This window comes from Acinetobacter populi, from assembly GCF_002174125.1.
Classification (GTDB): domain Bacteria; phylum Pseudomonadota; class Gammaproteobacteria; order Pseudomonadales; family Moraxellaceae; genus Acinetobacter; species Acinetobacter populi.
In genome coordinates, this window is sequence record NZ_NEXX01000001.1 from 447,281 (window position 1) to 471,231 (window position 23,951).

Below are 23,951 nucleotides of genomic sequence, written 5' to 3' on the forward strand. Positions count from 1 at the left end.
AAATTTTCTAATTATTTTTCATAGAGATAAAAAAAGATAACCGTTTGTCGGGTTATCTTTTTCAACATTCTATTTTAAAAAACAGACTATGCCTTTGGCAAGGTTACACCAGTTTGTCCCTGATATTTCCCGCCACGATCCTTATAAGATGTTTCGCAGACTTCATCACTTTCAAAAAAGAGCATTTGTGCCACGCCTTCTCCTGCATAAATCCGTGCCGGTAAATTGGTGGTATTGGAAAATTCCAGCGTGACATGTCCTTCCCATTCCGGTTCAAGCGGCGTCACATTCACAATAATACCGCAACGCGCGTAGGTGGATTTACCCAAACAGACCGTGAGTACATTACGCGGAATACGAAAATATTCTACTGTTCTGGCTAGTGCGAAGGAATTAGGTGGAATAATGCAAACATCTGCTTCGATATCAATAAAGCTTTTTTCATCAAAATGCTTCGGATCGACAATTGCAGAATGGACGTTGGTAAAGACTTTAAATTCACGGGCACAACGGACATCATAACCATAGCTTGATACACCATAAGAAATGAGTTTATCGCCTCGTTCATCATAACGAATCTGATTGGCTGCATAAGGTTCAATCATGCCATGCTTTTCGCTCATTTCACGAATCCAGCGATCTGATTTAATTGTCATATTAATCCTGTATCTATCAATTTTTAATTGGGAAAAATACTACCTGAATATCAATGAAAAATAAAATATCCAGATAATGATTGATCTTTCTCCAGTATATTAAGTGCTTTGACTACCCACTTTGGCAAGCTCACTGCGCATTTGGTCAATCACGGTTTTATAATCAGGTTTGCCAAAAATCGCTGAGCCAGCCACAAACATATCTGCACCCGCTTCTGCAATTTCGCGAATATTGCCAGGCCCCACACCACCATCAACTTCCAGATAAATATCCCGACCACTTGCATCAATAATTCGACGTGCCTGACGCAATTTGTCCAGCGTTGTCGGGATAAATTTTTGTCCGCCAAAGCCCGGATTGACGCTCATCAATAAAATCTGGTCAACTTTATCCAGCACATAATCCAGATAGTGTAATGGCGTTGCCGGATTAAAAACTAGTCCAGCTTTTGCCCCACCAGATTTGATCAATTGTAAGGAACGATCAATATGTGCTGATGCTTCCGGGTGGAAGGTAATAATGTCTGCACCGGCCTCAAGAAAATCACCAATCATACGATCTACAGGTGATATCATCAGATGAACATCGATGGGAGCGGTAATACCGTAATTTTTAAGTGCCTTACAAATATGTGCACCAAATGTCAGATTAGGGACATAATGATTGTCCATCACATCAAAATGGACAACATCTGCACCGGCTTCCAGTACTTTTTCAACATCTGCACCCAAACGGGCAAAATCGGCAGATAAAATGGAAGGTGCGATTAAATAAGGCTTGGACATGATTCACCTGGCAATGCAATATTGGCATCAGTATAACAGAATCACATGGTTAAATTAATGCAGGCCATATCAAATCAAGGAGATTGCGCCTCGATTTGTGCAATGCGTTTTGCCGTGGTCGGATGACTTTGTAAAAAATCACTGGCTTCCTGATCCTCACCACTTTCCTTGCTTAAACGCTGCAAAAAATCTGCTAAATATTTGGGTGAAATATTTAAACGGCGCATCTCTGCAATAGCATGTTGATCTGCCTGTAATTCAAAATTCTGGGAATATTTGGCAGAAACCATCACCAGTGGCAAGCCGCTTAAAATATCTGAGCTGTCCCCTGTCAATGCCACATATAAAATGGTAATCCCCAAGCTCTGTAAAGCCTGTTGTAAACTATGTTTCTGATCCAGATGGCCCTGTTCATGTGCCAGTACACCGAGTAATTCATTGTCATTTTTGGTCAGTTTTACCAGTTCATCGGTCAGGATAATGGTACCATTCGGAACCGCCAAAGCATTGGCATGAATAAAATTTCCGCCTTTACGAAAAACAATGGTTGCTGGTCGAGTGGCCTGAATATTATTTTGATAAAGTGCACGAATCTGCTGTTGCCTTTGTGGCGTTAATTCGGACTTTTCGGTTTGATCAATGATAAATTGCTGCGCCTGATCACCCAAAGTATTCAGTGTTTTTTCCGGTAATTGCATGGCAATTTCGTGGGCTGCAAAAGGAATTCCCCATTTAAATGTAGTCACAACCACCACAACCATTGCGACAAAACTTACCGCAATCCAGCGCCAACTGCCTTCAATTTTATGCACACGTTCAGATAATTTACGTTGCTTTAACTGCAACCACTCTGGCACATCGGCAGTTAAAAACTCGATACGGGCATCATGGGGCAACTCAATCACAGGTAAAATTTTACCGAGTGCGCCGATATAGGTCATCTGATCGAACGTATATAATTTTTCCTCATTACCATAACGCACGATTGCACCCTGCGGATGCGGCAAAAGTTCTGCCAGATGAACATGGTTAATTTTGCCATCATAATAGTGAATCTGTGTGCTTGTCATCATGATTATCCATCACCATTACAGGGAAATATCAAAATCGAAAATATCAGCAACTTCTTCACCTATGGCATTGTAATCTTTCTGCGCCATATTAATCAGATGCTGCGGATCATCATTAAAGGTTATACTTAATGACTCAATTTTATAACGATAAATTCGTACCATCGCCCAAGCATAAAGCAGACCGATACTGAAAATAATGGCAATGCTATTACTCATCTGAATCCATGCAAACTTCCATGGATTAATATCGGTGTGCATCTGACTGACACCAACCTCAACATTTGACCAGGTCGCTTTAAATAAATACCCCTGAATCAATGGTCCCAGATAAAAAATCGCCAGAATATATAAAACACCTGCCAGTCCAAAGGCAAGTTCAGGTGAAAATCCGGTAAAGTAACTAAACGCAACCAATGCTATAGCAATGATCATTAAGACCATAAAAGCTAGACTAGGCAATAAGACCGCAACGAAAAAGTCACCAGCTTCTGCTTTAAGCTTAAACTGTAATTGCCCAATATACAGATGATTAAGCTGATAACGCTTAAACCATAACAGTGCAATTGGATATAAAATTCCAAGACTAAATACAGTAATGATAACGCAGCAAAAAAATACCCAATAGGTATGTTTCATCGAGGCTGAAAAATAAAAACGACTATTTTCATATTTACTGTTTCTTGCCTTAAATCGCATACTGGAACGGATGAGCCATGGCACACATAACATCACAATAATAAAAGCAATGGCATACACCTCAACCGATAATTGTGATACCAGAATAAATATAAAATATAGACCTAATGCAATCAGCCGCCCGACCAAAATTCGCACTGGTACACCCGTAAAATCGAATTTACGACGATTTAAATATGTGTTGCCATATAAATAACGTAAACGTCGAACTTTTGCCCACGGTGCATAAAGAGTCAAGGTGATAATGGTCAAAAATAAATTGGTAATCCAGATTTTAAAATATTCCAGTCCTGTGCCACGAAAAGCAAAGCGCCAGATTTTGCTCAATTCAACATGATCAAATGCTGGAGGAATTGGCGTGGCGTCAGGCAATTGTGGCGGAACAGATTCACTTGGACCACGATTATTTGACAATGGATCATTAGAAACGGGATCATTTAAACTATCGTTATTCATTTTATAAAACAGTTATTGTTGAAGAAAAACAAGATTCTAAATGATCCGATCAAAAAAGAAAAACAATAATTAAAAATGATTCTCGTTTAATCTATCAAAACAGGGATTATTCATCATAAAGGGCGATGGCATGATGCTTTAAATGATCTTCGATAAAGCTCTGGATAAAATAATAACCATGATCATAGCCATCATGATAACGTAGTGTTAAAGGCTGTCCGGCCTGATCACAAATCTGTTGCAGTTTTTCCGGATGCAGTTGAGCATAAAACTGATCATTTTTACCCTGATCAACCAAAATGCTATCAAATTTTTTGCCCTGTGCCTTGATCAATTCCACTGCATCATGCGCTTGCCATGTGGTTTGGTCATCCCCGAGATAATGACTAAATGCTTTCTCTCCCCATGGACATTGCGTTGGTGCACAAATCGGTGCAAAAGCAGATACCGACTGAAACTTTTGTGGATATTTAAATGCCAGTGTCAGTGCGCCATGACCCCCCATAGAATGTCCCATGATACCAATCTTGTCACCATCTAAAGCAAACTGTTTTTTTACCAGATCATAGAGCTCATTGACCACATAATCTTCCATCTGAAAGTGTGCTGCCCAAGGTTGTTGAGTGGCATTGAGATAAAATCCCGCCCCTTGTCCCAAATCCCAATTGGCATCATCTGCAACGTCCTCACCACGAGGTGAGGTATCCGGCATAACCAGAATCAAACCTAGCTGGCTAGCCCAATATTGAGCATGTGCTTTGATGGCAAAAGTTTCTTCGGTGCAGGTTAAACCAGCCAGATAAAAAACGGTGGCGCAGGATTTCCCAGCTAAAGCCTGTGGCGGCAAGTACACTGCAAATTTCATTTTGCAAGCAACAGTATTTGCCTGATGTTGATAGAATTGCTGCTCACCAGCAAAACATTGATGCTTTTGTATACATTCTAATGTCATGAATTAATGCTCCGCTTTCAGTGAAAAAGGAATATTGGTGGTTTGAGGTGGCATATTCAGTGTGGTATCCGGAAATAATCGACGCTCAAATTGTGGCAGGATTAGTTTCATATTCTCCCCCATCACCCACTGCGGTTCAGAAGGTTCAAAGCCCTGTGCAGTTTCCCACTGTTTAACAGTTTTTTGTGCCTGTGCAAATGCAGTTTTTAATGAATGATTTTCCCGCATCGCTTCATCAAAAAATGCCCGACCGAAATAGGTATAATCCATTTCATTACTACAGCCAAATGAACTACGATCCGCTGCCGAAGCGGTAATAATCAAGGTATCCGGTGATTGTAATGCCGGAATGAAGCTACCAGAATAACATGATGAAATCACAATCACACGCCAGCGAATCCCGGCTGTATCCAGTGCCTGTCGCAACCATTTAGGATCAACTGGTTGCATGGCTATCGGTTCTTGTGACAATTCAAACTGATTCACCAGCCCATGAGAGGTCATATACAGAAAGAGCACATCACTCTCACGATTCATTAACGCACCAATACGATTGAGGCTGTTTTGAATACTGATATGGGTCGCCATCGGTAGGGTTTCGGTCGTCGCATCATTATTAATTAAAGCAATAGAACGCCCATAAGTACCAAAACGAGTATCGAATTGCTCCTTGATTCGTTCAATTTCGGATCTAAATACATTCTGATAGCCCGCACCTGCAACACCCATAAAATACCATTGGGTATCGGTATAATTACTAGGTTGCAAAGCCTGTAAACTTTCATTAAGCAATATAGATTGTTCATACAATGCTTTTTCTGAAAGTGTCGGCTCGACATCTTCAATTTTCCAGATCGGCTGACTTTTGACCGACGATTGCCACACCACCAACGTAAACAACGTTGCCGCAAGGATCAATCCCCGCTCCCACCATGGCCATTTCAATGCACGAGAAAACACCCATACCACAGCCAGACTTTGCCAGACAAACAGCAACATAAATAGATGTGGTAAAAAACTATAGGTAAAATAAGGTAATAGGTCCAGCTGTCCCAAATATTGCAATAAACTTTGCAATAAGGCGACATGCACATCGAGAATCAGCCACAACAATGCAGGCACCAGCATAACCCGTGACATTTCGGTACGCTGTGAAATAAAAATACCGGCAATCAAAGCCAGAAAAGGCCACAGTAAATAACTAATCAGCCCTTGAGAATTAAACTCACCCTGACCATTGGCAATCAACCAGCTAAATAAAGTATTGGCAGAACAGCCTGCAAGTCCCCAGAACAAAAATTGTAAAGGTGTCGGTGCAACCCAGTCAAAACAACGCCGAGAGCCGAGAAACAACCACATTCCTGCGATTTGATTATTACGTAAATTGCGTAAAAAAAAGGGCGTAGCTTTAATCTCAATCATATTTTGACAAGCAGCAAGTTGATTAGGGGTTGTTGATTATTCATGACACTCAAAAGAAGCGTTCAACAAGCCCTTATAGTGTAAGTCCTTATTTTTTTTTGACAATGAGAAATACAACTGTAATAACAAAATGATAATGAATTTTCCGATTATACTTTGCGAAAAATCAAATCTGGAAATAACCATCAAAACGACAGGCATCGCCCTGCCATTGATGTTGCGGTACTTGATCCGCTAAAAAAACCGCATGTTTTGGACGTTTCACAATCACACGACTGCATTTCAATCGTGCCTGTTTTAACAGATTTTCACCTAAATCCATGACGCCATCAACAGGCAACAAGGTATGTAAAAGTTGCATCTGTTTTTTAACTTGTGCTTGTTTCTTTTCCTGTTTTTGGTTGGCATCCCGGGCAGGAAACATTGGATCAAGATAAATGACATCATACTGATCAGATGCGATATCAGCTAAATCTAAATAGTGTTCTGCATCGACATGTAATAATTCTATCCGCTGTGCCACATCAGACAATAGTGGATCCTGTTTTGCCTGCTCCAGTGCCGAGAGCAAAAGTGCAAACAAAACAGGATGGCGCTCCAGTAAAGTCACCTTTGCACCCAACCATGCCAGCAACAGACCGTCATGCCCAAGACCTGCCGTTGCATCAAGTATTGTTTCAACTTTATTCACCTGACAGGCACGGGCAATTAACTCATTTTTAGGACTCGCACGCTTTAAACGTGGTATCTCAGCTTGCCAAGCAGGTTGCATTTTCATGCCATTTGCAGCAAGCCATAAACCATGTTCATCAACAATTAACCCGAGTTCCGGATGAAAACGTAAAAAACGTGCATTTATCTCATCAACCCATTCAATCTGGGTGTGCACATTCAAATCAGATAACTGCTTTTGCCATGCCAGTGCACAAGTCTGATGTCCGGGCGCTGCATACAGGAGAAAATTCAAATCCTGCATTTACCACAATTTCCAGCCAGTAAATGCGAATAATAAAATCACCAAACCAGATGCAATACGATACCAAGCAAAAACCATGAAATCACGTTTTGCCACATAGGCCACCAAGGCACGAATCAACAATAAAGCCGAAACGAAAGACGTAATCAAACCCACAGCCAAAACGGTCCAGTCCTCACTGCCTTGCAGCACACCACGACTTTGCCATAGATCCAGCAAGCCAGCACCGATAATGACAGGAATCCCGAGGAAAAAAGAAAATTCAGTTGCAGACTTACGCGACAAACCCAACATCATACCGCCAATAATCGTTGCACCCGAACGTGATGTTCCCGGAATCAATGACAGGACCTGAATCAAACCAATATAAACAGCCTGTTTAAAAGTAATATTTTCAACTTCAGGTGCATTAATTTTGAATGGATGTTTTTCTACCCAGATAATAATCAAACCACCGACAATCAAACCAATGGCAACAGCCACATCATTAAAAAGCAAAGTTTTTACAGTTTGACCAAGCGTTAGACCAATCAGAATAATTGGAATTGAAGCAACGATAATGCCCAGCCCCAAACGACGCCCTTGGGGTTCTCCGGTAATGATCCCGGTCGCTGCACCCCAAAGACGGGACCAATATTGATAGATAACCGCTGCAATTGCCCCCATTTGAATTGCAACAACAAATACCGCACTTTTTTCTGTGGTCCAGAAGTTCATGATTTCTGAGGCAAGGATTAAATGTCCAGTACTGGATATCGGTAAAAACTCGGTAATACCTTCAACGATACCCATGACAATGGCTTTAAGAATGAGGATTAAATCCATAATGTTCACTTATTTGGTTAAGAAGATGATTTGTTTTGTTCGCTTATTTTTTTCCATGCATTATCACGCAAATAGACTGGCAAAGCCTGATCTGCGGAGACGGTATGCCCCTGATGGAATTCAGCTTGCGCAATTTCAGCAATATCCTGCGCATTCGCATAGCGTATTTTTGTATAACTCTGGTGACCAAGTAACGTCGCGCCACTGCCTACCACAGGATATTGTATCTGGGTAATCGCCTGATCATAACTGAGTAGTTGCTCTTCACCTACCACCTGCATAATGCCCTGCTCATTCAATGCAAATTGTGCAAAATAAACTTCCTGCATCCGCGCATCAAGCACAGCGGTCACTTGCGCCAATCCTTCCTCACGATAAGCCTGCTGTGCCAATGCTTGCAAGGTAGATACAGCAATCACGGGTAAATCATTGGCCCAAGCCAGTGCCTGAGTCACTGCGGCATTAATACGTACACCACTAAATGAGCCCGGTCCACGGCTAAAAGCAATCGCAGAAAGGTCTTGCCATGTCGTTTGACTTTGTTTTAAAGCCTGCTCAATCATGGGCAAAATTTGCTGTGTCTGTGCACGAGGTTCATCATACTGCTCAAAATACACAAGTTGACTGCCATCAATCAATGCGACTGAACACTGTTCATTTGCGCTTTCAAGTGCAAGGATTTTCATATAAATAAAGGGTTGCTCGTGGTTCATCTCAACAGGGCGTTATGATACCTTTTTTAACTTGTCAGGACATCTGTTATTTTTAGGTTATGATCAATAAGCCATTGACGTTTAACACACAGAGTGTCGAAACATTTAATCAGGTAGATAATGAAGAAATGCTGCTTTGGCTTGCTGAAAAAACGCAACAAGCCGAAGATAAAGAAGCATTAGTACAAGAACAGCAAGAGAATAATCCCAACACCGATACGCGCTAAAGTTGAAAAGGCTTTAACTCATGCTTAAATTTTTTAAAGTGCTGAGCATAATGTAAAGCACTGAGTCGAATCATTTGTGCCACTTGTTCAGAGGCTTCTTTAACGACTTTACCCGGTGATCCCATTACCACAGAATTATCGGGAATCACCTTACCTTCCGGAATTAAAGCATTGGCACCAATGATACAGTTTTTACCAATCACGGCATGATTGAGAATCACCGAATTAATACCAATCAAAGTGTTATCACCAATGGTACAACCATGCAGCATCGCCTGATGTCCAACCGTAACATATTGACCAATGTTGAGCTGAATCCCGGCATCGGTATGCAATACAGCATTTTCCTGAATATTACTAAAATCACCGATTTTAATCAGGGAATTGTCACCCCGAATGACCGCACCAAACCAGATACTGACCTCCTGCCCTAGCTCGACCTGCCCGATGACAGTGGCATTGTCGGCCACCCAACCATTCCATGGCGTTACCGTTGTTGTTGGGTGTAACTCTCCTAATTGATAAAGCATACATTCTTCCTTGTTTAAAATACCTAGCCGAATCTCTATAGTATGGACATCTTTTGCATGAATCATGCCTGCACGAAGCACTTTTTTATATAGATACTAGCGGGGTGGATTTAATAAAAATGGCCATTCTTTATGATAGCCTAAACCACGTTGTAATAATGAGACTAAAATTCTGGCAGTGAGCCCCCAAACCACTTCATTATCAAATTGAATGCTAGGGAAATATAAACTCTGCTCTGCATATTTGACATGGTAGGCTTGTGGCGTACTCAGCATAAATTCCTGCAAGGGCATATAAAAAATACGATCAATTTCACTAGGTTCCGGAATCAGAGGAATTTCAGGCTGAATCAAGCCCACAATCGGTTTGACCAGCATGCCACTACGGGCTTTTTGCATTGGCAACTCACCCAGCAAACTCACATCATAAGGATTGAGTGCCGTTTCTTCATGGGCTTCTCTTAAGGCCACAACAATATTACTGGTATCGCTTTTTTCACGCTTTCCACCAGGAAAGGATACCTCTCCACCATGTGTGCGCATTTGTGCAGCACGACGCGTCAGCAAAATTTGTGGATTCTGCTCCTGCGTAATGGCAATCAGTACCGCAGCATCCGCAGATCGGGTTCTGGTCTGAAAAGATAGATTCTGCTGTAACTGTTCAATAAGTGCTGGCTGCTCCAATAGCCGTGACATGATAACCTCTAAAATCAGTGAGGGCTTGTTGATATTTCATCTATCATTCATTTATCAATGATCAACAAACACGATTATTTCTATTTAATTTATACTCTATAACACAGATATTGATGCAGTGCTAAACTTTTTAAGTTATGCTCATGGCTAATTTATTTTAACCTGATTTACCGAATATTATATGAGTTTTTGTTCCTGTTGTGGCCAGCCCACAACCACCAAAATACCTTTAGGCGATAGCTTGCCCCGTGAAGTCTGTACATCATGTGGCACAATTCATTATGTGAATCCAAAAGTGATTTGCGGCGCATTGGTCGTTTGGGAGAACAAAGTTTTATTATGTCGTCGGGCAATTGAACCACGCTATGGTTTATGGACGCTGCCAGCTGGCTACATGGAACTGTTTGAAACCATGCAAGAAGGTGCAGCTCGAGAAACCCGAGAAGAAGCCGAAGCCGAAGTGGACATCGAACAACTCTACTGTATGTATAATATTCCGCGAATCGGACAAATCTATGTGCTATTTAAGGCAAATCTGATTGAGGGTAAATTCGGTGCAGGCGAAGAAACCATAGAATGCCGACTGTTTGAAGAACAGGACATTCCTTGGGATGATCTGGCATTTCCAAGTGTCAAACGCACACTAGAACATTATTTTATAGACCGTCAGAACGATGAATTCCCAATGCATCTTGAAACATTGGGAACTCGTCTAGATCATACAGGCTAAACTAAAATATCAACTCTGCCGATGTAATAAAAACTGTGTAACATCCTGTAATGGCTGAGTATTACCCTTAACCTGTTGTAAAGCCTCTAACGCCTGATCATGCAATTGCTGTGCATAAACCTGTGCAGCTTCAAGTCCCAGCAAAGCAGGATACGTGGATTTTTGCACCTGAATATCCTTGCCTGCGGTTTTACCCAATATTTCTGTATCGGCAGTAATATCCAGAATATCGTCCTGTACCTGAAATGCCAGCCCAAGTGATTGACCAAATACCCGCAAATGCGTAAATGACGGATGAGCCACAGGCAATACTGTCGTCGCCCCTAGCATGATAGCCGCCTGAATCAATGCACCAGTTTTATTACGATGGATATTTTCCAGATGTGACTGATCAATCGACTGACCTTCTGCCTGTAAATCCAATACCTGACCACACACCATTTTCGAGCTGGCTGTTGCAAGTAGCTGCATCTGACGTAAAGCAATCGCTGGATCGGGGAGATCTGCTGTTTCAAACATGCGGCTTCCCAATACTTCAAATGCCATAGATTGCAGAATATCCCCCGCCAGTAAAGCCGTTGCTTCACCATAAGCAACATGACAAGTGGGCTGACCACGACGTAATTCATCATTGTCCATACAAGGCAAATCATCATGGGTCAATGAATAACAATGAATCAGTTCCACAGCAACCGCAGCACGCCGCGCAGCCGCAGAAATGACATCACCATTCAGTTGTGCTGACGCATACACCAATGCAGGTCGGACGCGTTTTCCACCCAACATCACAGCATGATGAACAGCATCTTTTAACGGATGCGGGAGATCAAAATAATCCAGACAACTGTGCAAATCACGCTGAATTTGTTGCTGAGCAGACAATAAGGCTTGAGGGGCTAGAATCATGACAAAGCTCTAAATTAAACTTTCTTGACAAATTCTGATTTTAATTTCATCGCACCGATACCATCGATTTTACAATCAATATTATGACCATCACTGGCATCAGCAACCAAACGGATACTTTTGACTTTGGTACCGACTTTGACTACAGATGATGACCCCTTGATTTTTAAGTCTTTAATAACAGTGACACTATCACCATCAGCCAGAACATTGCCATTGGCATCTTTAATGATGATCTGATCATCCTGTCCGAGGTTTTCATTTTCTTTCCATTCATTTGCACATTCCGGGCAAATAAACAGATCTGCGTCTTGATAGGTATATTCAGAATGACATTGTGGACATGCAGGAAGTTGATCAGACATGATAAAAACTCAAATAAAGAGAAAAATTAAAGTTCTAGTTTAGTTTGTATCGATTGTTTTAAGCAAGCAACAAATCTGGTTGGTCTATTTTAATCGGGCAGTTTTTACTGGTTTTCCCCTGATTCCACTCGATAAAAACAAGCAATCCGCTTCACTATTCCTTCCACAGCCAAGCCCTCTATCCATTTGATCGCCTGTATCAAATTCGTGTTTATATCAACATAGCAGATACATCCATATCAAAAAAATCATAGTATTTTTAATGGATATGGTTAATATAAATACGATATACAATAGTGAGGTGTGTCCCATGCAACGTATATTTGTTTGCTCCGCTTTAATCCTTGGTCTTAATGTTAGTGCGATGGGCATACAAACCACTTTTGCCCAAACAGAGGCTTCAACCGCTGTTTCACCCGCTTCCCAAGCCACTCAATCTTTACAGTTTCATCAACTCTCACCCAATATTTATTGGGTCAGTGGCGGTGTTGGTAATGTCGGGATCATTATTGGTACGCAAGGCGTTATCGTAATTGATACCACTGTTTCTACCGACACAGCACAACAGTTGCTTGCTGGCATTAAAAAAATTACTGATAAACCTGTCACTACTGTAATTCTTACCCATGAAGATGCCGATCATGTAAATGGTCTTACTGCTTTTCCAGCAAATATAGAAATCATCGCGCAAAAGAATGCAGCCAAAAATATTGCAAATAGTCCAACCTTTGCCAATGCAGCCCAATACTTACCTAACCATCTTATTGATCAACAAGAAACCATTGTCCGTCAAGGTATTACTTTAAAACTTTTACACTGGGGACCCGCACATACCGCTGGTGATCTGATCGTTTATCTACCCGAGCAGCACACTGTATTTACTGGTGATATCTTCACCCTAAATCAGCCACGCACCCTTATTCACTATAACAAACAAGGCAGCTCCGAAGGATGGGTCACCAATGCACAAAACATTCTGGCCCTTGATGCCGATACATTTGTGGTGGGACATGGTGATGTACAGAATAAAGCGGGTATTGCGCAACGGGTAAAACTGGTTTCTGATGAAAGAAATCAAATCAAGACACTGGTTGCGCAAAAGAAAACCTTAGCAGAAATTCAAAAAATTGTTGGTGATCCACCACCTACTCCGGCAGGTAGCCCACCACCACGTTTTGCACCATTTTCAGAAGTAGTCTATCGGGAATTAACTGAAAAGAAATAGGTTTTTCTTTTAGCTAAACAATGAGTCTATGAGGACTTTTTACAAGAATGACTTATCGTTGTTATTATAGTCATGCTGCTTGTTCTGATTTATTTTTGAAATGCATTTAAGAAACACCTTAAAGCAAATCATGATAAAAATTAACTGTAAATAGCCAAAATCCACTTTAGATTTTGGCTCTAAATTTTCCTAGATAAAACTAAAATGTATCCGCAGGAATCCTTACCCAGCCTTCCATTAAAACTCTGGCACTACGGCTCATAATAGCTTTTTTCACCTGCCATTGTCCCTGCTCATCCTGTATTGCCTGTGCGCCTACACGTAATGTCCCCGATGGATGACCAAAGCGAACCGCTTCACGATTGCCCCCACCTGCAGCCAGATTAACCAGTGTCCCAGGAATGGCTGCTGCGGTACCAATCGCTACTGCTGCTGTGCCCATCATGGCATGGTGCAGTTTGCCCATCGACAAGGCACGTACCAACAAGTCCACATCATCGGCATTCACTGTTTTACCACTGGAGGAAATATAGCTTTTCGGTGGAGAAACAAAAGCGATCTTAGGGGTATGCTGTCTTGTCGCAGCCTGGGCAATGTCCTGTATTAATCCCATTTGTACTGCCCCATAGGCACGAATGGTTTCAAAGCGTTGTAGCGCTTGTTCATCGCCATTAATCGCGTCCTGTAGCTCGGTACCTGTATAACCAAGTGCGTCTGCATTTAGGAAAATTGTCGGGATTCCAGCATTAATAAAAGTTGCTTCAAATGTGCCTATTTCTGGTACTTGTAGTGTATCCACCAGATTGCCAGTCGGAAACATTGCACCACCATCTTCACCGTCATCAGCCGGATCAAGAAATTCAATTTGTACTTCGGCTGCCGGAAAAGTCACACCATCCAGCTCAAAATCACCGGTTTCCTGTACTTGTCCATCGGTGATCGGCACATGAGCAATGATGGTTTTCTGAATATTCTGCTGCCAGATTCGCACTGTGCATAGACCATTTTGAGGAATTCGATCTGCATCGACTAAACCATTAGAAATTGCAAACGAACCGACTGCTGCGGTTAAATTACCACAGTTTCCACTCCAGTCGACAAATGCTCGATCAATCGCAACTTGTCCAAATAGATAATTCACATCATGTTCAGGATCATCACTTTTCGATAGAATCACGGTTTTGCTGGTACTTGAACTTGCACCGCCCATGCCATCAATCTGTTTACCATAAGGATCCGGACTGCCAATCACCCGTAGTAAAATTTTATCCCGTGCTTCCCCTGCCACTTGAGCCTCTACAGGCAAATCACTTAATTTAAAAAATACGCCTTTGCTGGTGCCACCACGCATATAGGTGGCTGGAATTTTAATTTGTGCTGCAAAACTCATTATTGATCCTTCTTCATTGCGCTACGCTTGCATCATGCTTTATAAAAGTTATTCAGGATATTGATGCCATCCTGTTTGGAATATCATATACAAAAACGGTGCTAAATGGTGATGCCATAGACTTTAGCATAAAATAAAATTGATCATACCCGTAGAAAAAAGCCCTTAATTGCAATACGAAATTAAGGGCAAGTGGTTATATATAAGACTTAAACTGTGAGATCTTTAATCGTTTCAGTTGAACCATTATTTTTAACAGATTCAATGCCTTTATCCCGTGCAGATTCACTGGAGTAAAGCTGACTACTGCCAATAATCTGGTGATTTGCTGCTTTTAGATTAAAATACGGCTTATCGTTTTTTGCAGTTAAACGATCATAGCGGGCATCATCCGGGCTATTTTTCTGTACCGAAGCGATCCCGTTTAAAGCCGAGGCTTTTGCCACATACAACTCACTGCTTAAAATAATTTCTGCATTACCTGCTTTAAGTACAAACTTATATTGTCCATCTTTTGCCTGACTTATTTCATACCAACCTGACATACGCTTTACCTCTTACTGGATCATTTTAATTATCATGCCTAGATAATCGCCATTAAAGATTCTGTATTAAAATTTGTAAAAATGATAGTCATCAAATTATCAATATAAAATCTTTTAAAAGAATAAAAAATAAATAAGACAATTCTTTGACAAAGCTTGATTATTTAACAATGGTCGATATCTGTTTCAGCTCCCATACACCGCCTGCGGCAATGCCTTTACACATACCGGTCCAGAAATCCTCACTCTGCACAAATTTTTGTCCATTCCAGACCCATTGTGCAATCGACCAGCAATCCCCAATACCACGACCTTTTTGTGAGGAATAAATAATACCCTGATCAAAATCACTGGCAGCCGTTGTTACATTCTCTGCTGGACCAGTCAAATTTTTATTCATAACCCAGTATCCATAGCCTTCATTATAGGCACCACGCCAGCAAAATGTCGAAACCAGCACTTTATCCGCTGTCAATCTCGCAATATCAATTGGTTCTCTGGCATCTGTATGCCATTGATCACCATCAACAATGACCTCACAACTCTCTGGATCTTTCAAACTTTTGAACAGTATCTGTGCCAGTTTTTTATATTCTGGCTGTTCCGGCTGGATTCGTCTAATTGGTTTCGGATCGATTTTTACATAATGAATGATAGGCAATGCCTTGGCTTTTAATACATTTTGTTCTGATGCAGTGCCTTTTTTAATCAAGGCTCCTGTAGTCCCCACACGTTTTTGCACATCATCCATTTTCAACAAAACCGCTGTCATGCCCAAATCGGAAATCTGCCATTGCTGCTGCTCAGCATTCTTAAATTGAATATTCTGTTTTTGCTGACTATTCGCAAGTAAAGCCTGTACTTGTTTGCTAGATAATTTTCCCGTAATCAGTTCACCATCATCGCTATCCAAATTAACTTGCCCTAAATCAATATTATTACTATACAATTTGAGTGATTTTGCCTCTACAGGTGCATGTTGCTCATAAGTTGATAAAACAAACTCAGCAGTGACAGCTTGCTTTGCACCAGCTTTTCGGGTTAACAAAATCGACGCTGGCATATCCCCATCATTGGCCTGATAACCAGCGGCTTGACACGTCCCAACATTGTCACAGGCAATTTCCCAATCCTGATGTGAAAAATAAATTCCATTTTCTGCATAGGCAAAAACGCTGAACAAAACTGAAAATGGCAGCAAACCCAAATAAAACGATGTTTTTTGCATATGATGATTTCCTAATCATTCGAATATCATCTCATCTTCTATAACTCTTGATGCAATTTCAATGGCAATATGCGCAGCGCAGACATATGCTTTGTAAAACAGCTTTTACAATCCTTGCTGATCTAACGCTGCAAATTTTTATTTTTAATGTCTACTCAGGAAGCAACTTGCACTGGCAATGTTGTCGGTACGCCACTATGAAAACGGAACACCGAATCCGGGCTTAAAATTAATTCTTTTTCAACTTCACGTATATGCACAATACGCTCGGCAATATCTTCATCAGGATTTTTCATCTGGGCTGTTGCGGCAACTTCTTTTGCCAAAGTCAAATAATCTTCAAAATGTCGGGATTCGGACTTGAGTAAATAACGATAATATTTGCCCAGTTCTTCATCAACAATATTGGCAAGGGCTGCAAATCGTTCACAGGAACGGGCTTCAACAAATGCCCCGATGATCAGCACATCAACCAGTGCTTCCGGCTCGTAGGTTCGGACTTCCTTACGTAAGGCACCGGCATAACGCCCTGCACTGACCGCTTTCCATTCCTGCCCGCGCTTTGCCATAAACTCAAGCACTTGTTCATAATGCAGCATTTCTTCACGTACCAGTTGTGCCAATTTGACCTGCAAATCGGTAAAAAAACTATAACGGAACATCAGATTCATGGCCGTGCCTGCGGCTTTTTTTTCACAGTTGGCATGATCCTGCATCAATAATTCCAGATTATCTGCTGCTGCTGCCAACCATGCCTCTGGGGTTCGGCAACCTAAAAATGCATAAACAGGTTGCATCAATTCAGTTAAATCGTCACGCATTGTTCTACTCAAAAATTTCTTTCATTTTCTTAAATTCATACAAATTATCGGGCTGCCTGAATGACTGCTTTCATTTGCTGTACAGCTTGTGCCAAGCCAATAAAGATACTATCAGCAATAATGGAATGACCAATGTTTAATTCGTGAATTTGCTTTAATGCAGCAATCGGCGTGACATTATCCAGATTTAGACCATGTCCAGCATTAACAATCAAACGTCCCTCAGCATATTCTGCCGCGTCAATAATCCGCTGTAGTTCCTGTTGCTGCGCTGCACCTTCTGCATCGGCAAATGCCCCGGTATGAATCTCAATAGTCGGCGCACCACAAGCAATCGCAGCATCGATTTGAGCTGCATCAGGGTCGATAAATAATGACACATCGATGCCTACTTTGGTCAAAGTCTGCGTGGCAGCTTTAACTTTTTCAAATTGGCTGACCACATCCAGACCACCTTCTGTGGTCACTTCCTGACGACGTTCAGGTACAAAACAGACATAATCTGGTTTGACATCGAGTGCGATTGCAATCATTTCTTCAGTCACCGCCATCTCAAGATTCATGCGAGTTTGCAATAACGGACGCATACGGTAGACATCGGCATCCTGAATATGACGACGATCTTCGCGCAAATGCAGGGTAATCCCATCAGCACCTGCCTGCTCACAGATTAATGCCGCATTCACCGGATCGGGATAACATGTACCACGCGCCTGTCTTAATGTTGCGACATGATCGATATTCACACCAAGTAATGCTGACATAATGATCCCTTATGAATATTGCTGCTGGCTCACCCAAAGCTGTCTGCTTTTTAAAGGTTTATTGCCCAGTAGTTCGGTTAAAATCGTTCGATATAGTTTAGCAAGTAATGCGACATTTTCCGAACGGATTTGTTGATCCTGTCCGAGCAATAATAATTCTTTACCCGAAAAACCTCGTGGCTGAATATTGGGAATAAAGCCTTCCTGCGGAATAAACAGATAAAATTGTGCCGGATCAATTTGATTGCCCAAGCTATCTGCAAAATAATCAATAGCATAGCCCAATTCTTCTAAAAATATCTGCTCAAATTGGCGCAGGATAATTTTAAGCTGAAGATCTTTGGGATCATTTTTTGGGAGTTGTTTTAATTGTTCCAGCGTAAAAATATAGGCCTGATACGTTGCCGGCATGGCCTCTTCTAAAGGCAATAATCGCAATAAAATTTCATTTAAATAAAATCCTGCAAAGAGTGCCTTTTGTTGCAGATAAAATGGTTGTCCCTGTACATCCAGCTGGCTAAAGTTTTTAAGCTCGGCTTTTCCAGTCGCCTGAAGAATCGATAAGTGATAAAGCGAAGGCGGCGTCTGACGGATTACGCCATCAACCCGCCCAAATTCCTGACTAAAAAAATGTAAAATATAGCTGCGTTCACGATACTTACGCTGATGTAAAGCAAAACCAGTTAAGGATTGATTACGCATTAAATCCATTTAGTCGTCTTTATCTTTATGCTTGTCATCATCACCATCGGGAATCACGGCATCGACCACCGCAGCGGTACCTTTAACCACACCTTTAGTCGTTTTATAAGCCACTTTTACTGGCACAGTCACAACTTTGGTGATACAGCCCTGTAACAGCAACGCCACAACGCAAAGCAATACAACCGAACCTTTCATACGCATTCCTTAGATATCACTATAACCCAGACTCTTTAGGGCACGCTCATCATCAGACCAACCACCTTTGACTTTCACCCAAAGTGTTAACATGATTTTTTGCTCAAACATTTTTTCCATGTCCATTCGTGCATCCATGCCAATCTGTTTGAGCTTACGCCCTTTATCACCGATCACAATGGCTTTTTGCCCCGGACGATCAACAAAAATGGTTGCATCAATATAGGTACAGGCTGGTTTAAGTTTTCCTGTTTTTTCATTCAGTACCGGCTCTTCAACCTTAAAACTTTCAATCTGCACAGTTAAATCATAAGGTAATTCTTCACCGAGCTGGCGCATGATTTTTTCACGAATGATTTCACTGGCCAAAAAGCGTTCAGATCGATCTGTAACCTGATCAAATGAATAAAGCGGCGGTGCAAACGGCAGGTATTTGGCAATGGTATCGCGTAAATGTTCCAGATTTGCACCACGTAGCGCAGAAACAGGAACGATCTCAGCAAAATTCATCAGCTTGGTACGTTCTTCGATCAGCGGTAACAACGCTCTTTTATTTTCTACAGTATCGACCTTATTGATCACCAGTAACACAGGCATCTCGGCATTTTTAAGCTTTTCCAGCACCAGATCATCATTCTGCGTCCATTTTTGCGCATCGATCACAAATAACACCAGATTGACATCACGTAATGCAGAATGTGCTGCCTTATTCATCATTTTATTAATGGCACGCACTTCTTTTTTATGCATTCCCGGTGTATCAACATACACTGCCTGCATATTTTCACGACTGTCAATGCCAATAATTTTATGTCGTGTGGTCTGTGGTTTGCGTGAAGTAATAGAAAGTTTTTGTCCCAGCAAATGGTTCATCAAGGTCGATTTACCCACATTTGGCCGACCAACAATGGCAACAAAGCCACTACGGAAATCACTAGGAATTTCTCGCTGCTCGTTGCTAAAGAACTGCGCAATAACGTCTTGTTCGGATTGCGGTTGATCTTGATCTTGTGAACTCACAGGGAATGCTCCAAAAATTTTAAAATATCGGCTGCTGCCGCTTGTTCGGCAAAACGTCGGCTGGCGCCTTCACCTTTAAATACTGAGAAGCCCTCAACCTGACAATGTATAGTAAAATGTTGATTGGGTGCATCCCCTTCAATATTGACCACTTCATAAACAGGTAAAGGCATTTTTTTTGCTTGCAATAATTCTTGCAACAGCGATTTTGGATCTTTTAACTGATCGCCCGGATGGATTTCAATCAAATAAGGTTCGTACCATTTTAGTACAATTGGTTCAAGTATATCCAGTCGATTACAGTCAAGATAGATTGCCGCAATAATTGCCTCTACTACATCTGCAAGTATAGACTCACGATGATGACCGCCTGATTTCAACTCACCTACACTTAGAATTAATGATTGTCCCAATTGTAAATCTTTTGCGATTTTTGCCAAGGATTCCTGTCGTACCAATGTCGCCCGCATACGCGTCAGACGCCCTTCTTTTTCTTTCGGAAAATGGCAATACAGATACTTGGCAATAATCATCCCAAGTAACGAATCTCCCAAAAACTCCAGACGCTCATAATTATCACGCTGACTTACCGAACGGTGAGTCAGCGCCTGTTGCAATAAATCTATTCGTTGAAATTGATAACCCAATTTCGTCATTAATCGTTGAACTTTCACCTGCTGTTATTTACCGCCCGTTTTCAAACTACTTTGATTAAAGTCTTGTTTAAAGGTCATGACCAATTCGACATTTGCAAAAAAAAGCTCACGCACTTCATAGGATTTATTGACTGCAAGCCCGGCATTATTGTTGGTCACTTGCACAATATCATCAACTTTGAGATTACGAATATTATTCATCTCCAGTCGTTTTGACAAATCTTCCTTAAACTGACGCTGGGTTGCCTCTTTAGGCAAAGTGGTTAATGCTTCACTGATTGCCATATTAATAATACGGTCATCCCAGAATGGAGGAAACAAAGCCACAGCAAGTTTCACTGCAAATGCCGCCAGGACAATTGCAAAAAAAATCCCTAGATATGATGCACCACGTTGTTTATGTCTCATGCCAGCCCCTCACCAATTTTACTTATTATGGAATACGTCCATTACGCTCAAAACTTGGCAGGTTCAAACCGGGTTTTTTATGCATCCAGATAAACATAGCTCTACCTGTTAAATTCTCTTCAGGCACAAATCCCCAGAATCGACTATCATCACTTTGATCACGGTTATCACCCATGGCAAAATATTGTCCCTGCGGCACTGTCACTTCCCAGTTCTGTTGTAGGGAAAGTGGAATACCTGCCTCATAATTCTTTAAAAATTGCTGGGCAGCAGGATCTTGTTGCTCAGTTTTAATATACTGCGAAATGAAACGATGTTCACCCAGATTCACCACCCATTGTGCGGCCTGAACATTAATGGTTTGTTCCTGTCCAGTCTGGTCTCTATATTTTACAGGTAATGGCACTTCATTACCAACCTGATGCGGCTGGATTTTGCCATTAACATAGAGCTCCCCATTTTGAAAAACGATATGATCGCCGGGTAATCCAATAATTCGTTTAATAAAACTAATACTTGGATTTTTAGGGAAACGAAATACGGCAACATCACCATGCTGTGGCTCGCCACTATCAATAATCTTCGTATTTATTAATGGTAAACGCACACCAAACGCATATTTATTCACCAGAATAAAATCACCTGTCTCCAAAGTTGGATTCATGGATTCTGAGGGAATATTAAAAGGTTCATAAAAGAATGAACGAACCACCAATACCACCGCAAGCACCGGCCAGAAGTCATAGGCCCAATTAATCACCGGACTGGTTTTATGTTCATTGAGTGCATTATGGGCACGAACAGCATCCACCTTAACCTGACTCAGGCGATCTCTGGCCTGAGTGATCTCGGCAGGTTCGTCTGCCTGATTGACTGTTTCGGAAATCAGTAATTGTGGATATCTGGATTTTAATTGCTCAAAACCCTGTTGCGCCTGCTGTACATTCTTATCTGCCTGTAATGCGGCTTCTTTTTTTTGCTTTAAACCACTACGCTGTTTAAAAAGCAATTTATCCAGTAACCAGATCACAAAGAAGATCAGTGTTGCAGGCACCAGAATCCAGTTAAAATCAAAATCCATAATGCAGTACCTTATCTTTTATCTACTTGTAGCACAGCTAAAAATGCTTCCTGAGGGATTTCCACACTGCCCACCTGCTTCATACGTTTCTTACCTTCTTTTTGCTTGGACAGTAATTTTTTCTTACGACTTACATCACCACCATAACATTTGGCAAGTACATTTTTACGCATCGCTTTAACCGTTGAACGGGCAATAATCTGGGCACCAATCGCAGCCTGGATCGCCACATCAAACATTTGACGAGGAATCAAATCCTTCATTTTCTCAACCAGTGCAATCCCGCGGTGACGTGCATCATTGCGATGACAAATCATTGCCAGCGCATCCACTTTTTCACCATTAATCAGCACATCTACTTTAACCAAACTGGAACTTTCAAAACGTACAAAATTGTAATCAAGCGATGCAAAACCTCTTGAACATGATTTCAGACGGTCAAAGAAATCCATCACCACTTCGGCCATTGGAATTTCAAAACTAACCGATACCTGATTACCCAAAAACTTCATATCCTGCTGCACACCACGACGCTCAATACACAGTGTCATCACATTACCCAAATATTCCTGGGGCACCAGAATATGACATTCGGCAATTGGTTCACGCAAATCTTCCATGGTACTGCCATCCGGCATTTTGGATGGGCTATCAATATAGATGGTTTCACCTTTTTTGGTGACTGCCTCATAAATTACTGTTGGTGCAGAGGTAATCAGATCAAGATCATACTCACGTTCCAGACGTTCCTGTACAATCTCCATATGCAGCATACCAAGGAAACCGCAGCGAAAACCGAAACCTAGTGCATCAGAACTTTCCGGCTCAAAGAACAATGCAGAATCGTTAATTTGCAATTTTTGCAAAGCTTCACGGAAAGGTTCAAAATCACTGGAATCAATCGGGAATAAGCCTGCATAAACCTGCGGCTTGACTTTTTTAAAGCCGGGTAAAGATTCAACCTGTGGTGTTGCTGCCAGTGTGATGGTATCGCCTACCGGCGCACCAAAAATATCCTTGATTCCGGCAATTACAAATCCAACCTCGCCTGCTTCCAGTATATCTGTTTCGGTATGTTTTGGATTAAATACCCCAACAGAGGTCACTGGATGAGTCTGCCCGGTCGATTTAACCAGCATCTTGTCGCCTTTACGAATACGACCCTGCTTGATCCTCACCAAAGACACGACGCCCAGATAATTATCAAACCATGAGTCAACGATTAAGGCCTGTAAAGGTGCATCACGATCACCTGTAGGGGCTGGAATTACATCGACCAATCGTTCTAGAACACCTTCCACACCTAAGCCAGTTTTGGCAGAACAAGTCGGTGCATTGGCAGCTTCAATCCCAATGATTTCTTCAATCTCGTGAATCACGCGCTCAGGTTCAGCTTGAGGTAAATCAATTTTGTTTAAAATCGGTAGCACTTCAAGATTCTGCTCAATTGCAGTATAACAATTGGCAACCGATTGCGCCTCAACGCCTTGAGCAGCATCAACAACCAGCAATGCGCCTTCACATGCAGCCAAAGAGCGGGAAACTTCATAGGAAAAATCCACGTGTCCTGGTGTATCAATAAAATTCAGCTGATATTCCTGACCATTGGGATGAGTATAGTACAAGGTGACGGACGCAGCTTTAATCGTGATACCACGCTCACGTTCTAATTCCATTGAATCCAGTACTTGCTCTTGCATTTCACGATCCTGCAAGCCACCACACATCTGAATAAAACGATCGGCAAGTGTTGATTTGCCATGATCAATGTGCGCAATAATGGAAAAGTTACGAATATTACTAATCGGCGTAGATTTTTTAGCTGCTGCCATGAACGACCTTAATAGACTAAATATGCTGACAACGTGTCAATTTATGGATAAAAATTTGTCAGCAGTATAATC

General features: G+C 41.6%; 27 protein-coding genes and 1 pseudogene. 3 read left to right on the top strand and 25 right to left on the bottom strand.

The features are described 5' to 3' along the window. Positions 1-86: 86 nt before the first annotated feature. The 9 genes from dcd to tsaB form a co-directional block, all read right to left on the bottom strand. Entirely contained in the window at positions 87-656 is a 570-nt protein-coding gene (gene dcd, locus CAP51_RS01965; protein ID WP_087619048.1) for a dCTP deaminase, read from the bottom strand. A 99-nt stretch (positions 657-755) separates the two neighbouring features. Next, positions 756-1,442 (bottom strand): ribulose-phosphate 3-epimerase, encoded by a 687-nt coding sequence (gene rpe, locus CAP51_RS01970; protein WP_087619050.1) that lies wholly within the window; start codon positions 1,440-1,442, stop codon positions 756-758. Between the two features lie 74 nt (positions 1,443-1,516). Beyond that, a complete protein-coding gene (locus CAP51_RS01975; RefSeq protein WP_087619052.1) occupies positions 1,517-2,515 on the bottom strand; it encodes a M48 family metallopeptidase in 999 nt (332 codons plus the stop codon). Positions 2,516-2,530: 15 nt separating this feature from the next. Further along, positions 2,531-3,667, bottom strand: a complete 1,137-nt coding sequence (locus tag CAP51_RS01980; RefSeq protein WP_087619053.1) for a YjgN family protein — start codon at positions 3,665-3,667, stop codon at positions 2,531-2,533. A gap of 106 nt (positions 3,668-3,773) precedes the next feature. Then, positions 3,774-4,619 carry an S-formylglutathione hydrolase gene (gene fghA / locus CAP51_RS01985; RefSeq protein ID WP_087619054.1) on the bottom strand — a complete coding sequence of 282 codons (846 nt, stop codon included), beginning with the start codon at positions 4,617-4,619 and terminating at the stop codon, positions 3,774-3,776. A 3-nt stretch (positions 4,620-4,622) separates the two neighbouring features. Further along, positions 4,623-6,041, bottom strand: coding sequence for a C13 family peptidase (locus CAP51_RS01990; protein ID WP_087619057.1), 1,419 nt, complete (start codon positions 6,039-6,041; stop codon positions 4,623-4,625). A 166-nt stretch (positions 6,042-6,207) separates the two neighbouring features. Then, positions 6,208-7,017 carry a class I SAM-dependent methyltransferase gene (locus tag CAP51_RS01995; RefSeq protein ID WP_087619058.1) on the bottom strand — a complete coding sequence of 270 codons (810 nt, stop codon included), beginning with the start codon at positions 7,015-7,017 and terminating at the stop codon, positions 6,208-6,210. After that, complete coding sequence (locus CAP51_RS02000) at positions 7,018-7,842, bottom strand: undecaprenyl-diphosphate phosphatase (protein ID WP_087619060.1); 825 nt, start codon at positions 7,840-7,842, stop codon at positions 7,018-7,020. A gap of 17 nt (positions 7,843-7,859) precedes the next feature. Further along, entirely contained in the window at positions 7,860-8,528 is a 669-nt protein-coding gene (gene tsaB, locus CAP51_RS02005) for a tRNA (adenosine(37)-N6)-threonylcarbamoyltransferase complex dimerization subunit type 1 TsaB (protein ID WP_087619062.1), read from the bottom strand. An 86-nt stretch (positions 8,529-8,614) separates the two neighbouring features. On the opposite strand from tsaB, the gene CAP51_RS17275 reads away from it, so the two are divergent. Then, a complete protein-coding gene (locus CAP51_RS17275) occupies positions 8,615-8,782 on the top strand; it encodes a hypothetical protein (protein WP_171294709.1) in 168 nt (55 codons plus the stop codon). Here the strand turns inward: CAP51_RS17275 and CAP51_RS02010 are convergent. After that, positions 8,779-9,312 (bottom strand): gamma carbonic anhydrase family protein, encoded by a 534-nt coding sequence (locus CAP51_RS02010; RefSeq protein WP_087619065.1) that lies wholly within the window; start codon positions 9,310-9,312, stop codon positions 8,779-8,781. The genes CAP51_RS17275 and CAP51_RS02010 overlap by 4 nt on opposite strands. A 96-nt stretch (positions 9,313-9,408) precedes the next feature. Beyond that, complete coding sequence (locus CAP51_RS02015) at positions 9,409-10,008, bottom strand: CoA pyrophosphatase (protein WP_087619066.1); 600 nt, start codon at positions 10,006-10,008, stop codon at positions 9,409-9,411. A 181-nt stretch (positions 10,009-10,189) separates the two neighbouring features. Between CAP51_RS02015 and CAP51_RS02020 the strand changes: the two genes are divergently transcribed. Continuing rightward, the gene (locus CAP51_RS02020) at positions 10,190-10,738 is read left to right on the top strand and encodes an NUDIX hydrolase (RefSeq protein WP_087619069.1); all 549 of its coding nucleotides are present in this window, start codon (positions 10,190-10,192) and stop codon (positions 10,736-10,738) included. Between the two features lie 9 nt (positions 10,739-10,747). Here the strand turns inward: CAP51_RS02020 and CAP51_RS02025 are convergent, their stop codons facing one another. Both CAP51_RS02025 and CAP51_RS02030 read right to left on the bottom strand, forming a co-directional pair. Further along, positions 10,748-11,644: a polyprenyl synthetase family protein gene (locus tag CAP51_RS02025; protein WP_087619072.1), complete on the bottom strand. Its 897-nt coding sequence runs from the start codon at positions 11,642-11,644 to the stop codon at positions 10,748-10,750. Positions 11,645-11,658: 14 nt separating this feature from the next. Further along, positions 11,659-12,009, bottom strand: a complete 351-nt coding sequence (locus CAP51_RS02030; RefSeq protein ID WP_087619074.1) for a zinc ribbon domain-containing protein YjdM — start codon at positions 12,007-12,009, stop codon at positions 11,659-11,661. A 310-nt stretch (positions 12,010-12,319) separates the two neighbouring features. Here CAP51_RS02030 and CAP51_RS02035 point away from each other — a divergent pair, with 310 nt between their 5' ends. Continuing rightward, positions 12,320-13,234, top strand: a complete 915-nt coding sequence (locus tag CAP51_RS02035; RefSeq protein WP_171294710.1) for an MBL fold metallo-hydrolase — start codon at positions 12,320-12,322, stop codon at positions 13,232-13,234. Between the two features lie 199 nt (positions 13,235-13,433). Here the strand turns inward: CAP51_RS02035 and prpF are convergent, their stop codons facing one another. From prpF to lepA, 12 genes and pseudogenes are all read right to left on the bottom strand, one after another. After that, positions 13,434-14,624, bottom strand: a complete 1,191-nt coding sequence (gene prpF, locus CAP51_RS02040; RefSeq protein WP_087619080.1) for a 2-methylaconitate cis-trans isomerase PrpF — start codon at positions 14,622-14,624, stop codon at positions 13,434-13,436. 209 nt (positions 14,625-14,833) lie between these two features. Continuing rightward, positions 14,834-15,169, bottom strand: a complete 336-nt coding sequence (locus CAP51_RS02045) for a YegP family protein (RefSeq protein ID WP_087619082.1) — start codon at positions 15,167-15,169, stop codon at positions 14,834-14,836. A 160-nt stretch (positions 15,170-15,329) separates the two neighbouring features. Beyond that, complete coding sequence (locus CAP51_RS02050) at positions 15,330-16,397, bottom strand: DUF1176 domain-containing protein (protein WP_087619084.1); 1,068 nt, start codon at positions 16,395-16,397, stop codon at positions 15,330-15,332. Positions 16,398-16,552: 155 nt separating this feature from the next. Then, the gene (locus CAP51_RS02055; protein ID WP_087619086.1) at positions 16,553-17,218 is read right to left on the bottom strand and encodes a MiaE family protein; all 666 of its coding nucleotides are present in this window, start codon (positions 17,216-17,218) and stop codon (positions 16,553-16,555) included. Positions 17,219-17,262: 44 nt separating this feature from the next. Further along, positions 17,263-17,982 (bottom strand): pyridoxine 5'-phosphate synthase, encoded by a 720-nt coding sequence (gene pdxJ, locus CAP51_RS02060; protein ID WP_087619087.1) that lies wholly within the window; start codon positions 17,980-17,982, stop codon positions 17,263-17,265. A gap of 9 nt (positions 17,983-17,991) precedes the next feature. After that, positions 17,992-18,684, bottom strand: coding sequence for a DNA repair protein RecO (gene recO, locus CAP51_RS02065; RefSeq protein ID WP_087619861.1), 693 nt, complete (start codon positions 18,682-18,684; stop codon positions 17,992-17,994). A gap of 9 nt (positions 18,685-18,693) precedes the next feature. Further along, positions 18,694-18,882, bottom strand: coding sequence for an NF038104 family lipoprotein (locus tag CAP51_RS02070; protein ID WP_140404392.1), 189 nt, complete (start codon positions 18,880-18,882; stop codon positions 18,694-18,696). A 9-nt stretch (positions 18,883-18,891) separates the two neighbouring features. Then, complete coding sequence (era, locus tag CAP51_RS02075) at positions 18,892-19,902, bottom strand: GTPase Era (protein WP_087619093.1); 1,011 nt, start codon at positions 19,900-19,902, stop codon at positions 18,892-18,894. Further along, positions 19,899-20,558 (bottom strand): ribonuclease III, encoded by a 660-nt coding sequence (rnc, locus tag CAP51_RS02080; RefSeq protein ID WP_087619095.1) that lies wholly within the window; start codon positions 20,556-20,558, stop codon positions 19,899-19,901. Before rnc ends, era begins: the two co-directional genes overlap by 4 nt. A 24-nt stretch (positions 20,559-20,582) precedes the next feature. Then, a complete protein-coding gene (locus CAP51_RS02085; RefSeq protein WP_087619097.1) occupies positions 20,583-20,966 on the bottom strand; it encodes a DUF4845 domain-containing protein in 384 nt (127 codons plus the stop codon). 25 nt (positions 20,967-20,991) lie between these two features. Continuing rightward, positions 20,992-21,720: pseudogene (gene lepB / locus CAP51_RS02090) on the bottom strand (signal peptidase I); the annotation flags it as partial. A gap of 338 nt (positions 21,721-22,058) precedes the next feature. Further along, positions 22,059-23,879, bottom strand: coding sequence for a translation elongation factor 4 (lepA, locus tag CAP51_RS02095; protein ID WP_087619099.1), 1,821 nt, complete (start codon positions 23,877-23,879; stop codon positions 22,059-22,061). Positions 23,880-23,951: the final 72 nt, after the last annotated feature.